The following is a 12,048-nucleotide window of genomic DNA, read 5'->3' as shown; positions in this document are numbered from 1 at the left end:
CCGATTGCCATGGAAGAAGGTTTACGTTTCGCTATTCGCGAAGGTGGCCGAACAGTTGGTGCCGGTGTTGTTGCTAAAATTATTGAGTAATTGAAATGTCAAAACAATCCATAAGAATTCGTTTAAAAGGCTTTGATCACCGTTTAATAGATCATGCGGCACGTGAAATAGTTGAGACTGCGAAACGTACAGGCGCTCAAGTAATGGGTCCTATTCCTTTACCAACAAAAAAAGAACGTTTTACAGTGCTTATTTCTCCGCATGTTAATAAAGATGCAAGGGATCAATATGAGCTTCGTACGCATAAACGTATGATGGATATTGTTGAGCCGACTGATAAAACTGTTGATGCGCTGATGAAGCTAGACTTATCAGCTGGTGTTGATGTTCAAATTAAACTGAATTAAATCAGTTTTAAATATATAAAATAAAGGATAAATCATGTCTTTAGGTTTAGTAGGCCGTAAATGCGGAATGACAAGATTGTTTACAGAAGAAGGTGAGTCAATTCCTGTTTCTGTAGTACAAATTTTGCCAAATCGTGTTACACGTGTTTTAAATGAACAATCCGATGGTTATTCTGCAGTGCAGGTAACAACGGGTGATGTAAAGAACTCTCGAGTTAATAAAGCTGAGGCGGGCCAGTTCAAAAAAGCTGGTGTTGAAGCGGGAAGAGGTTTATGGGAGTTTAGACTTGAAGAAGACTCTGACCTTGAAGTGGGTTCTGATTTATCACTTGATATATTTGAAGCTGGTCAAAAAATTGATGTGCGTGGTAAAAGTATTGGTAAAGGATATGCGGGTGTTATCAAACGCTATAATTTCCAAATGCAAGATGCTACACACGGTAACTCTTTATCACATCGTGCGCCTGGATCAATTGGGCAATGTCAAACACCAGGTCGTGTTTTAAAGGGTAAAAAAATGTCAGGTCACATGGGTGACGAAAGAGTGACTACTCAAAACCTTGAAATCGTAAAAATTGATACAGACAAGTCTGTGGTATTAATTAAAGGTGCGATACCGGGTTCAAAGAATAGTGACATTGTTATTACACCTGCTATTAAAACAAATAAATAGGCAAAATTATGAATATTCAAACGCCTGTCGTAGGTAAAGATGTTTCTGAAGCGGTCTTTGGCCAAGAATATAACGAGGGGATAATTCATCAACTTGTTGTTACTTATATGGCGAATGCTAGAGCAGGAACACGTGCGCAAAAAACTCGATCAGAAGTAAGCGGTGGTGGTATCAAGCCATGGAAACAAAAAGGAACTGGTCGTGCTCGTGCAGGAACAATCAGAAGTCCTATTTGGAGAACTGGTGGTGTAACGTTTGCAGCTAAACCTCAAGATCACAGCAAAAAATTAAATAAAAAAATGTACGCTGTTGGTATGAAGTCAATTTTATCTGAGCTTATCCGTCAAGATAGATTGGTAGTTGTTGATGAGCTAAGTATTGAAGAACCTAAAACAAAATTATTAAATGCTAAATTGGCTGAAAATGGTCTAACTAATGTTTTAATCGTTTTAGCGGCTGAAGACGTTAATTTGCAATTAGCTAGTAGAAACGTACATAAAGTTGATGTTTGTACTGCTTATGAAATTGATCCTGTTTCTTTACTAGCATATGAAAAAGTTTGTATAACAGCTGATGCAATTGCATTAGTAGAGGAGCGCTTAAAATGAATCAGGAATTCTTATTGCAGTTAATTACTGCGCCTGTTGTTACGGAAAAAAGCTCTATTGCTGCTGACCTTAATAATCAATATGTCTTTAAGGTTGATAGCAGTGCTAATAAAGCTGATATCAAAGCTGCCGTTGAAAAACTATTTAGTGTAGATGTTGAGTCTGTAAAAACATTGAATGTAAAAGGAAAAGTTAAACGCTTTGGTAAAGGTTTTGGTAAAAGATCAGATGTAAAAAAAGCGTATGTTCGTATTAAATCTGGGCAAGAAATAGAATTTGTTTCTGCCTAACTGGAAGATAAATTAATCTTATGGCTATTGTAAAATCAAAACCAACTTCACCAGGCTCACGCTTTGTAATCAGAGTAAAAAATGCTGAGCTTAGTAAGTCTGCACCACATGGGCCGCTTTTAGCTAAAAAAAGCAAGTCAGGCGGGCGCAATAATAACGGAAGGATCACTACAAGACATCGTGGTGGAGGTCACAAGCAACATTATCGTATTATCGATTTCAAAAGAAACAAATTCGATGTACCTGGTAAGGTAGAAAGTCTGCAATATGACCCAAATAGATCTGCCAATATTGCGCTGATACTATATAATGACGGCGAAAGACGATACATCATTGCACCAAAAAACTTAAATGTTGGTGATGAAGTGATTTCTTCTGAAGTAGCCCCAATTACAGTAGGCAATTGTTTACCAATGAGGAATATACCTGTTGGTACACAAGTACACTGTGTTGAGTTAAAGCCAAATAAAGGTGCCCAAATAGCACGTAGTGCTGGTGCCGTTGTGCAAATTGTTGCGAGAGATGGTGATCATGTTACGTTAAGGTTACGTTCTGGCGAAATGCGCAAGGTTTTATCTGGTTGTCGAGCAGTTATCGGAGAAGTTGGTAATTCTGAGCATAGCTTGATTTCCCTTGGTAAAGCCGGGGCAAAACGTTGGAGAGGCGTTAGACCAACTGTACGTGGTGTTGCTATGAACCCTGTTGATCACCCGCATGGTGGTGGTGAAGGTCGTACTTCTGGTGGTCGCCACCCGGTATCTCCATGGGGTATGCCAACAAAGGGTTATAAGACGCGTAAAAATAAGCGTACTGATAAATTAATAGTTAGAAATAGAACAAAACGTTAAGGATATATTGTGCCAAGATCCATAAAAAAAGGCCCTTTTGTTGATCTTCATTTAATGAAGAAAGTAGAAGCAGCCGCAGAAAGTAATAATCGTAGACCAATTAAAACTTGGTCTAGACGTTCAATGATCTCGCCAACTATGGTTGGTTTGACGATAGCTATTCACAACGGAAGACAGCATATGCCGGTATTGATTACCGAAAATATGGTTGGCCACAAATTAGGTGAGTTCGCGTTAACGCGTACATACCGTGGTCATGTTGTTGACAAAAAATCCAGATAAACATTGGTGCAGTGATGGAAGTTAAAGCTAAATTAAAAAACGCTAATTTTTCAGCCCAAAAAGGCCGATTAGTTGCAAATCAAATCAGAGGCATGGATGTTGAGAGTGCTTTGAATTTATTGGGTTTTAGTACACGTAAAGCAGCAGATAGTTTCAAGAAACTTCTTAATTCTGCTATTGCTAATGCTGAACATAATGAAGGTGCTGATGTAGATGAGTTATATGTTTCAACAGTATTTGTTGATGAAGCACCTACTTACAAACGATTTAAAGCGCGTGCTAAAGGTCGTGGTAATAAAATTCTTAAAAGAAACTGCCATCTAACTATTGAAGTTAGTGATACTAAATAAAAGAGTAAATAAATATGGGTCAAAAAGTACATCCAACTGGTATACGCCTTGGTATAGTTAAAGATTGGAATTCGCGTTGGTATGCTAGTTCACAAGCGTATCCTGACATGCTAAAACAAGATTTAATTGCACGGGATTTCTTAAAAAAGAAATTAATGGCAGCTTCTGTAAGCAAAATCCAAATTAATCGTCCTGCGGGTAATGCACAAATTACAATACATACGGCTCGTCCTGGTATTGTCATTGGTAAAAAAGGTGGTGATGTTGATTCGCTACGTGCGGAAGTAAGTAATATCATGGGTGTGCCTGTCCAGATAAACGTCGAGGAAATTCGTAAGCCTGAACTGGATGCTCTTTTAGTAGCTGAAAGTGTTGCGCAACAGCTTGAGCGTCGAATTATGTTCAGACGTGCAATGAAAAGAGCGGTTACTAACACCATGCGATTAGGTGCTGAAGGTATCAAAATTAAAGTAAGTGGACGTTTGAACGGTGCAGATATTGCTCGTAACGAATGGTACAGAGAAGGACGTGTTCCACTACATACACTTCGTGCTGATATTGATTATGGATTTACTGAAGCACTAACTACATATGGTATTTTAGGTATCAAAGTGTGGATCTTCAAAGGTGAAGTTTTTGACGAAAAGTCTGCCCTACCAATCTTAGGTAATAAGGAAGCGACGGGAGAATAGGTAAGCGATATGTTACAACCAAAAAAAACTAAATTTAGAAAAGCACATAAAAACAGAAACACTGGACTTGCACATCGTGGTAGTAGTGTTAGTTTTGGTGAATTTGGCTTGAAATCTATTGAACGCGGTAGAATGACTGCGCGTCAAATTGAAGCTGGTCGTCGTACTATTACACGTCATATTAAGCGTGGTGGTAAGGTTTGGATCCGCGTGTTCCCAGATAAACCAATTACAAAAAAACCTCTTGAAGTACGTATGGGTAAGGGTAAAGGTAGTGTTGAATTCTGGGTTGCGCAAATCAAACCAGGAACTATGTTATTTGAATTGCAGGGTGTATCAAAAGAGTTAGCAGTTGAGGCCTTTGATTTAGCTGCTGCAAAACTCCCTTTTAAAACAAAATTTGCTGAACGGACAATAATGTAATGAAGGCATCAGAATTAAGAGAAAAAACAGTTCAGGAGCTTAACGAATTATTGCTTGAATTAAGAAAAGAGCAATTTAATTTACGTATGCAAAATGCTACTGGTCAATTAAATCAAGTTCATCAATTTGGTGAAGTACGTGGTGATATTGCTCGTATTAAAACTATTTTGAATGATCAAGCAGGTGAATCTAAATGAGTGCAAAAGAGCAGACTCTAAGAACTATATCTGGTGTTGTGACAAGCAATAAAGGTGATAAAAGCATCACTGTAAAAGTCACTCGTCAAGTTAAACATCCTTTGTATGGCAAGGTGATTAAACGATCAACTAAATATAATGCTCATGACGAAAGTAACGAATGCTCTGAAGGCGATATCGTTTCTTTAGTTTCTTGTCGACCTGTTTCAAAGTCGAAATCATGGAAACTTCATGAAATCATTGAAAAAACTAAATAGAGTGAGTGGGAGTTAAGTAATGATTCAGATGCAGACAAGACTTGATGTGGCAGACAACAGCGGTGCCCGCAATGTTATGTGTATTAAAGTACTAGGTGGTTCTCATAAACGCTATGCTAAAATTGGTGACATCATCAAAGTCAGCATTAAAGATGCGATCCCACGTGGCAAAGTAAAAAAGGGTGATGTTCATAATGCAGTCGTCGTTAGAACAAGAAAAGCAATACGTCGTCCAGATGGTTCAGCTATTCGTTTTGATGGTAATGCGGCGGTGCTTTTAAATGCAAACTTGCAACCAATTGGAACTCGTATATTTGGCCCTGTTACTCGCGAATTAAGAAATGAAAAGTTTATGAAAATCATTTCTTTAGCTCCTGAAGTGATTTAACTGATTGAATTAATTATGAATAAAATAAAGAAAGGTGATGAAGTAATCGTTTTAACAGGGAAAGATAAGGGTAAAAAAGGCCTAGTTCTTTCTGTTGTTTCTGATGAAAAAGTTTTGGTTGAAGGAATTAATTCAGTAAAAAAACATCAAAAACCTAATCCTAATAAAGGTATTGAAGGTGGGATTATTGAGAAGCAAATGCCAATCAATGTCTCTAATGTTGCTATCTATAATGCTCAAACTAACAAGGCTGATAGAGTTGGTTTTAAAGTACTTGAAGATGGTAAGAAGGTTCGTTACTTCAAATCAAATAATGAAGTGCTTGACGCTTAAGAAATAGAGAATTTTATGTCAAATTTAGAAGAACGCTATAAAAAAGAAATCATTCCTGCTTTATTAAAGGAATTGAATCTTAAGACTGTTATGGAAGTGCCTAAGATCACTAAGATAACACTTAATATGGGTGTTGGTGAGGCTGTTGCTGATAAAAAAATTATCCAAAATGCTGTCTCTGACCTAGAAAAGATTTCAAGCCAGAAGCCAATTATTACGATTTCAAAAAAATCAATCGCTGGTTTCAAAATAAGGGACGATATGCCAATTGGCTGTAAAGTCACTTTAAGAAATGAGCGTATGTATGATTTTCTTCAGAGACTTATCTCAATTGCAATTCCTAGAATTAGGGATTTTCGTGGCTTAAGTGATAAATCTTTTGATGGACGAGGTAACTACTCTCTTGGTGTAACTGAGCAAATAATCTTCCCTGAAATTGATTACGACAAGATTGATACGCTACGTGGGCTGGATATTGCTATTACGACAAGTGCTAAGAATGACGAGCAAGGTCGTGCTTTATTGAAAGCATTCAATTTTCCCATTAAACAACAAGGTTAAGAAATGGCTAAGAAATCAATGATAGCTAGAGAAAATAAACGAATTCGTTTAGTGGCTAAATATGCTGCCAAAAGAGCAGCGCTTAAAGAAATTATTAGAAACCCTAAGTCTACTTTTGAACAAGTAACAGAGGCACAAACAAAATTAGTGTCTTTACCTCGTGATTCAAGTGCGTCTCGTGTTCGTAACCGTTGTAATATGACCGGTCGACCACATGGCTACTATAGAAAGTTTGGTCTTGGACGTAACAAGTTACGTGAAGCTACGATGCGCGGTGATGTACCGGGCTTATCTAAAGCTAGCTGGTAAAGAAGGAGTATTAAAATGAGTATGAGTGATCCAATTGCAGATATGTTAACTCGCATTCGTAATGCGCAGTCTGCTGAAAAAGCTGTAGTTAGAATGCCCTTTTCTACTAAAAAACAAGCATTAGCTAACATTTTAGAACAAGAAGGTTTTGTAAGTGGTTCGACTAAAATCGAAGACTCAAAAAGTAAGCCTGAGTTAGAGATTACGTTGAAATATTTTCAAGGTAAACCAGTTATTGAGACAATCGACCGTGTCAGCAAACCTGGTTTACGTATTTATAAATCAAAAGATGAACTTCCTAAAGTTAAGGGTGGTTTAGGTGTGGCTATTATTTCTACATCTAAAGGCTTGTTAGCTGATCGTACAGCGAGAGCTGAAGGTCATGGTGGTGAAGTTCTTTGTTACGTAAGTTAGGTTAGGTTTTATTATGTCAAGAATTGCGAATAATCCAGTTGTATTGCCTGCAGGTGTAGAGTTCAACAATGCTAACGGTCACTTATCTGTTAAAGGTAAAAATGGCGAGCTTAGCTGTGAATTGTTTAAGTGTGTTGATATTGATGTTAACGATAACGTTCTTTCCTTTAAAGCAAATAATAAAGTGAAAGGTTCTATCGCATTAACCGGTACTCAACGAGCGCTTGTTAACAATATGGTCGTTGGCGTAACTGATGGGTTTGAAAAGAAATTAGAATTACGTGGTGTTGGTTACAGAACACAGGTTAAAGGAAAAACTCTTAACTTAACCTTAGGTTTTTCTCACCCTGTTGAATATGATATTCCAGAAGGTATTACGATTGAAACACCTTCTCAAACTGAAATTGTTATCAAGGGTTGTGATAAACAATTAGTTGGTCAAGTTGCTGCTAATATTCGTGCATATCGTTCACCAGAACCATACAAAGGTAAAGGTATTAGGTATGTTGGTGAGCACGTTGTTATGAAAGAAGCTAAGAAGAAATAGGCGGAATAATGAATAAGAAAACTTCACGTTTGCGTAGAGCAACCAAAACAAGGTCACGTATTAAAGAAAGTGGAAAAGCACGTTTAAGCGTGCACCGTTCACCACGTCATATATACGCACAAGTAATGACTGCTGATGGATCTAAGGTGCTTGTTTCCGCATCTACACTATTAAGTGATATTAAATCATCAGTAAAAAATTGTGGAAATATTGAAGCAGCCAGCGTAGTTGGTAAAACTATTGCTGAACGTGCCGTAGAAGCAGGTATAAAAGAAGTTGCTTTTGATCGTTCTGGATATAAATATCATGGCCGCGTTAAAGCACTAGCTGACGCTGCACGTGAAAATGGATTGGAATTTTAGAGGCAATTATGGCATCACAACCTGGACAAAATAATCAACAAGACGATTTACAAGAAAAATTAATTACCGTTAGAAGAATTTCTAAAGTAGTTAAAGGTGGACGTCAATTTAGGTTCTCTGCACTTGCTGTTGTAGGTGACGGTAACGGTCGTGTTGGTTTTGGTATTAGCAAAGCACGTGAGGTTCCTGTAGCTATACAAAAGGCGATGGAACAAGCACGCAAAAATATGGTTACAGTTAATTTAAGTGAGCATACATTGCAATATCCAATTACTGCTAAATATGGCGCTGCAGAAGTCTTTATGAAACCTGCTTCTGATGGTACTGGTATTATTGCTGGTGGCGCAATGCGTGCTGTATTTGAAGTTGTTGGTGTGCATGATGTGCTTGCAAAATGTGTTGGAAGTAACAATCCTGCTAACGTTGTTAGAGCAACTATTAAAGGTTTGTCTGATATGACGAATGCTGAACAAGTTGCTATGAAACGTGGAAAATCAGTCGCTGATATCATCGGGTAATAATAATGAGTGAAAAGAAAATCAAAGTAACAATGATTCGTAGTAAGAATGGTCGATTAGCATCACATAAAGCATGTGTTGCTGGTTTAGGCTTACGCAAAATCAATCAATCAGTTGAAGTTATTGATACACCTGAAAATCGAGGCATGATCAATAAAATTCATTACATGCTTAACGTAGAAGAGATTTAAAATGTTACTAAATACAATTAAACCAGCTGCTGGTAGTACAAAACCTGCAAAACGCGTTGGCCGTGGTATCGGCTCTGGATCAGGTAAAACTTGTGGTCGTGGTCATAAAGGTCAAAAATCACGATCGGGTGGAATGCCTAAAATCGGTTTTGAAGGTGGTCAAATGCCAATACAGCGTAGGCTTCCTAAAATTGGATTTACCTCTGCTAAAAAGAAATTAACAGCAGAAGTTAGGTTGCATGAGTTAAATAACTTAAATGATGAGATTGTTACAATTGAATCATTGATCGCCGCTAATATTGTTCCTGTTTTTACTAAAAAAGTTAAAATTATTTCATCTGGTGAATTGACTTCAGCGGTAAAATTACAAGGAATTTCTGCAACTGCTGGTGCCGTTAAGGCAATCGAAGCAGCTGGCGGCAGTTTAGCTTAATCAATGTCTGTACTTGGTTCATCAGCCTCAGGCGCAACTGGCGGGTTAAGCAAATTACCTGAACTACGAAAACGATTGTTTTTCGTTCTTGGTGCTTTGTTCGTGTTTCGTATTGGCGCGCATGTGCCAGTTCCTGGAATTGACCCTAAGGCACTATCATTAATGTTCGAGCAACAAGCTGGAACTATTCTTGATATGTTTAACATGTTCTCAGGTGGTGCGCTCAAAAGACTGAGTATTTTTGCGCTTGGAATAATGCCGTATATTTCTGCGTCTATTATTATCCAGTTAATGACGTCTGTTGTTCCAAAATTTGAGCAACTTAAAAAAGAAGGTGAATCTGGAAAACGTAAAATAACTCAATATACACGTTATTTCACGGTAGTACTTGCAACGTTTCAAGCGTTTGGTGTTGCTACAGCAATTCAAGGGCAATCTGCTGGCGGCTTACCGGTGGTATTTAATCCAGGTTTTGCTTTTATGTTTACTGCAGTAGTTACACTTGTCAGTGGGACGATGTTTCTTATGTGGTTAGGGGAACAAGTTACTGAACGTGGAATTGGTAACGGTATATCAATTATTATTTTTGGTGGTATTGTTGCAGGATTACCGAGTGCTATTGGTGGTACACTCGAATTAGTTAGAACAGGCGAAATGAACGCATTTATGGTTATTATGCTGTTCTTTATAGCTATTGCTGTGACGGCATTTGTGATTTTTGTTGAGCGTGCTCAGCGAAGAATCACTATAAATTACGCTAAACGTCAGCAAGGTAATAAAATGATGGCGGGTCAGTCTAGTTTTTTACCGTTGAAGCTTAATATGGCAGGTGTGATCCCACCCATTTTCGCTTCAAGTATTATTTTATTTCCTTCAACTATTGCAGGTTGGTTTGGTAACAGTGAAGGAATGGGTTGGTTGCAAGATGTATCTAGTATGTTATCTCCGGGCCAGCCAATTTATGTGTTGCTTTATGCAGCAGCGATTATATTCTTTTGTTTTTTCTATACTGCATTAGTATTTAATTCAAGAGATACGTCGGATAACCTTAAAAAATCAGGTGCTTTTATTCCTGGTATCCGACCTGGTGAGCAAACAACTAAATATATAGATGCGGTTATTACAAAATTAACGTTGCTTGGTGCTATGTATATTACGGCTGTTTGTTTGTTACCTGAGTTTTTGATTGTTTATTGGAATGTGCCGTTTTATTTTGGTGGAACATCATTGTTAATTATCGTTGTTGTTGTCATGGATTTCATTGCGCAAATGCAAAGTCACCTTATGTCACAGCAATATGAAGGTTTAATGAAAAAAGCGAACCTTAAAAACAAATAAGTTAAGGTTAGTAGGAGTAAATTATGAAAGTAAGAGCATCAGTAAAGAAAATTTGTCGCAATTGTAAAGTTGTTCGTCGTAATAGAGTAATACGCATTATCTGCAAAGATGGGCGACATAAGCAACGTCAAGGCTAATATTTAAGCTTGTAGTTATTCGAAATAAAGATTAAAATTGCCGGTTTTCTACTGGCCAAAATAACGGAGAGAATTAATGGCACGTATCGCTGGTATTAATATACCTGATAATAAGCACATTGTTATTTCACTGACATCTATATATGGCGTTGGTCTTACTAGATCAAAAGCTATTTGTGCTGCAGCTGGAATTGATACAACAACTAAAGTTCGCGAACTATCTGAAGATCAATTAGAACTGATACGTGAAGAAGTCGGAAAATATTTAATAGAAGGCGATTTACGTCGTGAAGTTTCTATGAATATTAAACGCTTACTAGATTTGGGTTGCTTCCGTGGAATCCGTCATCGTAGAAGTTTACCTGTTCGAGGCCAGCGTACTAAAACAAACGCTAGAACCCGCAAGGGCCCTCGGAAACCAATTAGAAAGTAAGATTCAATTAAAGGATATTTGAAGTATGGCTAAACCAAGTCGTAGTAAGAAGAAAGTTAAAAAAAATGTAGTTGATGGAATTGTCCATGTACATGCTACATTTAATAACACGATCGTTACCATAACAGACCGTAAAGGCAATGCACTATCTTGGGCAACTGCTGGTGGGTCTGGATTTAGAGGTTCACGTAAAAGTACACCTTTTGCAGCTCAAGTTGCCGCTGAACGTGCCGGTGAAGTTGCGAAAGATTTTGGAATGAAAAATCTTGAAGTTAAGATTAAAGGCCCAGGTCCTGGTCGTGAATCTGCAGTACGTGCATTAAACAATATTGGTTTTAATATTACTTTTATTGAAGATGTAACACCTATTCCACATAATGGCTGTCGTCCGCCAAAGAAACGACGTGTATAACTAGGAAATTATTATGGCTAAATATACTGATTCAAAATGTCGTTTATGTCGTCGTGAAGGCGAAAAGCTTTTCTTGAAAGGCGAAAAATGCTACACAGCTAAATGTGCAATGGAAAAAAGAGCATACCCTCCTGGTCAACACGGGCAACGTCGTACTCGTTTATCAGACTATGCATTACAGCTTCGCGAAAAACAAAAACTACGTCGTATTTATGGCGTACTTGAAAAACAATTCCGTGGTTATTATGCTGAAGCAGCCCGTATTAAAGGCTCTACCGGTGAAAACTTATTGCAATTGTTAGAATGCCGTCTTGATAATGTCGTTTACAGAATGGGCTTTGCTGCTTCACGCTCTGAAGCAAGGCAGCTTGTTAGACATAACGGAATTGTTGTTAATGGTGTTCGTGTGAATATTCCTTCGTTTCAGGTTAAATCTGAAGATGTTATCGAAGTAATGGAAAGCTCAAAGAACCAAAACCGTATCAAATCTGCTCTTGAATTTGTTGAGCAACGTGGTGTGCCTGAGTGGATAGAGCTTGATATTAAAAAAATGCAAGGTATTTTCAAAGTCAAACCTGAGCGTTCTGACTTACCTGCAGAAATCAATGAACATCTTGTTGTTGAGCTGTACTCTAAGTAATCTTT

General features: G+C 37.8%; 27 protein-coding genes. All 27 read left to right on the top strand.

The genetic code is table 11. The features are described 5' to 3' along the window. Positions 1 to 90: elongation factor Tu (locus KUG63_RS00375; protein ID WP_076604501.1), on the top strand; the 90-nt coding region annotated here is incomplete at its 5' end. 5 nt (positions 91 to 95) lie between these two features. Next, positions 96 to 407: a 30S ribosomal protein S10 gene (gene rpsJ, locus KUG63_RS00370; RefSeq protein ID WP_015006520.1), complete on the top strand. Its 312-nt coding sequence runs from the start codon at positions 96 to 98 to the stop codon at positions 405 to 407. A 34-nt stretch (positions 408 to 441) separates the two neighbouring features. Then, positions 442 to 1,080, top strand: a complete 639-nt coding sequence (gene rplC, locus KUG63_RS00365) for a 50S ribosomal protein L3 (RefSeq protein WP_015006519.1) — start codon at positions 442 to 444, stop codon at positions 1,078 to 1,080. 8 nt (positions 1,081 to 1,088) lie between these two features. Further along, entirely contained in the window at positions 1,089 to 1,688 is a 600-nt protein-coding gene (gene rplD, locus KUG63_RS00360; RefSeq protein WP_016389916.1) for a 50S ribosomal protein L4, read from the top strand. Further along, entirely contained in the window at positions 1,685 to 1,978 is a 294-nt protein-coding gene (gene rplW / locus KUG63_RS00355) for a 50S ribosomal protein L23 (protein ID WP_015006517.1), read from the top strand. Before rplD ends, rplW begins: the two co-directional genes overlap by 4 nt. Positions 1,979 to 1,998: 20 nt before the next feature. Then, positions 1,999 to 2,826 carry a 50S ribosomal protein L2 gene (gene rplB, locus KUG63_RS00350; RefSeq protein ID WP_016389917.1) on the top strand — a complete coding sequence of 276 codons (828 nt, stop codon included), beginning with the start codon at positions 1,999 to 2,001 and terminating at the stop codon, positions 2,824 to 2,826. Positions 2,827 to 2,835: 9 nt separating this feature from the next. Further along, a complete protein-coding gene (gene rpsS, locus KUG63_RS00345; protein WP_015006515.1) occupies positions 2,836 to 3,108 on the top strand; it encodes a 30S ribosomal protein S19 in 273 nt (90 codons plus the stop codon). A gap of 14 nt (positions 3,109 to 3,122) precedes the next feature. Next, complete coding sequence (gene rplV, locus KUG63_RS00340; protein ID WP_015006514.1) at positions 3,123 to 3,458, top strand: 50S ribosomal protein L22; 336 nt, start codon at positions 3,123 to 3,125, stop codon at positions 3,456 to 3,458. A gap of 14 nt (positions 3,459 to 3,472) precedes the next feature. Next, on the top strand, positions 3,473 to 4,150 hold the full coding sequence (rpsC, locus tag KUG63_RS00335; RefSeq protein ID WP_016389918.1) for a 30S ribosomal protein S3: 678 nt from the start codon (positions 3,473 to 3,475) through the stop codon (positions 4,148 to 4,150). Between the two features lie 9 nt (positions 4,151 to 4,159). Further along, positions 4,160 to 4,573 carry a 50S ribosomal protein L16 gene (gene rplP, locus KUG63_RS00330; RefSeq protein WP_015006512.1) on the top strand — a complete coding sequence of 138 codons (414 nt, stop codon included), beginning with the start codon at positions 4,160 to 4,162 and terminating at the stop codon, positions 4,571 to 4,573. Then, positions 4,573 to 4,770, top strand: a complete 198-nt coding sequence (rpmC, locus tag KUG63_RS00325; protein ID WP_015006511.1) for a 50S ribosomal protein L29 — start codon at positions 4,573 to 4,575, stop codon at positions 4,768 to 4,770. Before rplP ends, rpmC begins: the two co-directional genes overlap by 1 nt. Beyond that, entirely contained in the window at positions 4,767 to 5,027 is a 261-nt protein-coding gene (gene rpsQ, locus KUG63_RS00320) for a 30S ribosomal protein S17 (protein WP_015006510.1), read from the top strand. The genes rpmC and rpsQ overlap by 4 nt, the downstream gene beginning before the upstream one ends. A gap of 19 nt (positions 5,028 to 5,046) precedes the next feature. After that, positions 5,047 to 5,415: a 50S ribosomal protein L14 gene (gene rplN, locus KUG63_RS00315; protein ID WP_015006509.1), complete on the top strand. Its 369-nt coding sequence runs from the start codon at positions 5,047 to 5,049 to the stop codon at positions 5,413 to 5,415. Positions 5,416 to 5,430: 15 nt separating this feature from the next. Next, positions 5,431 to 5,748, top strand: coding sequence for a 50S ribosomal protein L24 (rplX, locus tag KUG63_RS00310; RefSeq protein ID WP_015006508.1), 318 nt, complete (start codon positions 5,431 to 5,433; stop codon positions 5,746 to 5,748). Positions 5,749 to 5,763: 15 nt separating this feature from the next. Further along, positions 5,764 to 6,309, top strand: coding sequence for a 50S ribosomal protein L5 (rplE, locus tag KUG63_RS00305; protein ID WP_015006507.1), 546 nt, complete (start codon positions 5,764 to 5,766; stop codon positions 6,307 to 6,309). Positions 6,310 to 6,312: 3 nt separating this feature from the next. Further along, positions 6,313 to 6,618 carry a 30S ribosomal protein S14 gene (gene rpsN, locus KUG63_RS00300; protein WP_015006506.1) on the top strand — a complete coding sequence of 102 codons (306 nt, stop codon included), beginning with the start codon at positions 6,313 to 6,315 and terminating at the stop codon, positions 6,616 to 6,618. A 15-nt stretch (positions 6,619 to 6,633) separates the two neighbouring features. After that, positions 6,634 to 7,032: a 30S ribosomal protein S8 gene (gene rpsH / locus KUG63_RS00295; protein WP_015006505.1), complete on the top strand. Its 399-nt coding sequence runs from the start codon at positions 6,634 to 6,636 to the stop codon at positions 7,030 to 7,032. Between the two features lie 13 nt (positions 7,033 to 7,045). Continuing rightward, the gene (gene rplF / locus KUG63_RS00290; RefSeq protein ID WP_015006504.1) at positions 7,046 to 7,579 is read left to right on the top strand and encodes a 50S ribosomal protein L6; all 534 of its coding nucleotides are present in this window, start codon (positions 7,046 to 7,048) and stop codon (positions 7,577 to 7,579) included. 8 nt (positions 7,580 to 7,587) lie between these two features. After that, positions 7,588 to 7,941 carry a 50S ribosomal protein L18 gene (rplR, locus tag KUG63_RS00285; RefSeq protein ID WP_015006503.1) on the top strand — a complete coding sequence of 118 codons (354 nt, stop codon included), beginning with the start codon at positions 7,588 to 7,590 and terminating at the stop codon, positions 7,939 to 7,941. A gap of 8 nt (positions 7,942 to 7,949) precedes the next feature. Further along, positions 7,950 to 8,459: a 30S ribosomal protein S5 gene (rpsE, locus tag KUG63_RS00280; RefSeq protein ID WP_015006502.1), complete on the top strand. Its 510-nt coding sequence runs from the start codon at positions 7,950 to 7,952 to the stop codon at positions 8,457 to 8,459. A gap of 5 nt (positions 8,460 to 8,464) precedes the next feature. Then, positions 8,465 to 8,650, top strand: coding sequence for a 50S ribosomal protein L30 (gene rpmD, locus KUG63_RS00275; protein ID WP_015006501.1), 186 nt, complete (start codon positions 8,465 to 8,467; stop codon positions 8,648 to 8,650). A gap of 1 nt (position 8,651) precedes the next feature. Then, positions 8,652 to 9,083: a 50S ribosomal protein L15 gene (rplO, locus tag KUG63_RS00270; RefSeq protein WP_015006500.1), complete on the top strand. Its 432-nt coding sequence runs from the start codon at positions 8,652 to 8,654 to the stop codon at positions 9,081 to 9,083. A gap of 3 nt (positions 9,084 to 9,086) precedes the next feature. Then, on the top strand, positions 9,087 to 10,421 hold the full coding sequence (gene secY, locus KUG63_RS00265) for a preprotein translocase subunit SecY (protein ID WP_287553600.1): 1,335 nt from the start codon (positions 9,087 to 9,089) through the stop codon (positions 10,419 to 10,421). A gap of 23 nt (positions 10,422 to 10,444) precedes the next feature. Then, positions 10,445 to 10,558 carry a 50S ribosomal protein L36 gene (rpmJ, locus tag KUG63_RS00260; protein WP_016389921.1) on the top strand — a complete coding sequence of 38 codons (114 nt, stop codon included), beginning with the start codon at positions 10,445 to 10,447 and terminating at the stop codon, positions 10,556 to 10,558. 76 nt (positions 10,559 to 10,634) lie between these two features. Continuing rightward, positions 10,635 to 10,991 carry a 30S ribosomal protein S13 gene (gene rpsM / locus KUG63_RS00255; RefSeq protein WP_015006498.1) on the top strand — a complete coding sequence of 119 codons (357 nt, stop codon included), beginning with the start codon at positions 10,635 to 10,637 and terminating at the stop codon, positions 10,989 to 10,991. A 25-nt stretch (positions 10,992 to 11,016) separates the two neighbouring features. Next, the gene (rpsK, locus tag KUG63_RS00250) at positions 11,017 to 11,403 is read left to right on the top strand and encodes a 30S ribosomal protein S11 (RefSeq protein ID WP_015006497.1); all 387 of its coding nucleotides are present in this window, start codon (positions 11,017 to 11,019) and stop codon (positions 11,401 to 11,403) included. A gap of 13 nt (positions 11,404 to 11,416) precedes the next feature. After that, positions 11,417 to 12,043 carry a 30S ribosomal protein S4 gene (gene rpsD / locus KUG63_RS00245; RefSeq protein WP_015006496.1) on the top strand — a complete coding sequence of 209 codons (627 nt, stop codon included), beginning with the start codon at positions 11,417 to 11,419 and terminating at the stop codon, positions 12,041 to 12,043. The last annotated feature ends 5 nt before the right edge of the window (positions 12,044 to 12,048 follow it).

The sequence above is a fragment of the Cycloclasticus sp. genome (assembly GCF_019090545.1).
Classification (GTDB): Bacteria; Pseudomonadota; Gammaproteobacteria; order Methylococcales; family Cycloclasticaceae; genus Cycloclasticus; species Cycloclasticus pugetii.
Note: the sequence above shows the minus strand (reverse complement) of the source record. Positions and strands in the feature narration are given on the sequence as shown.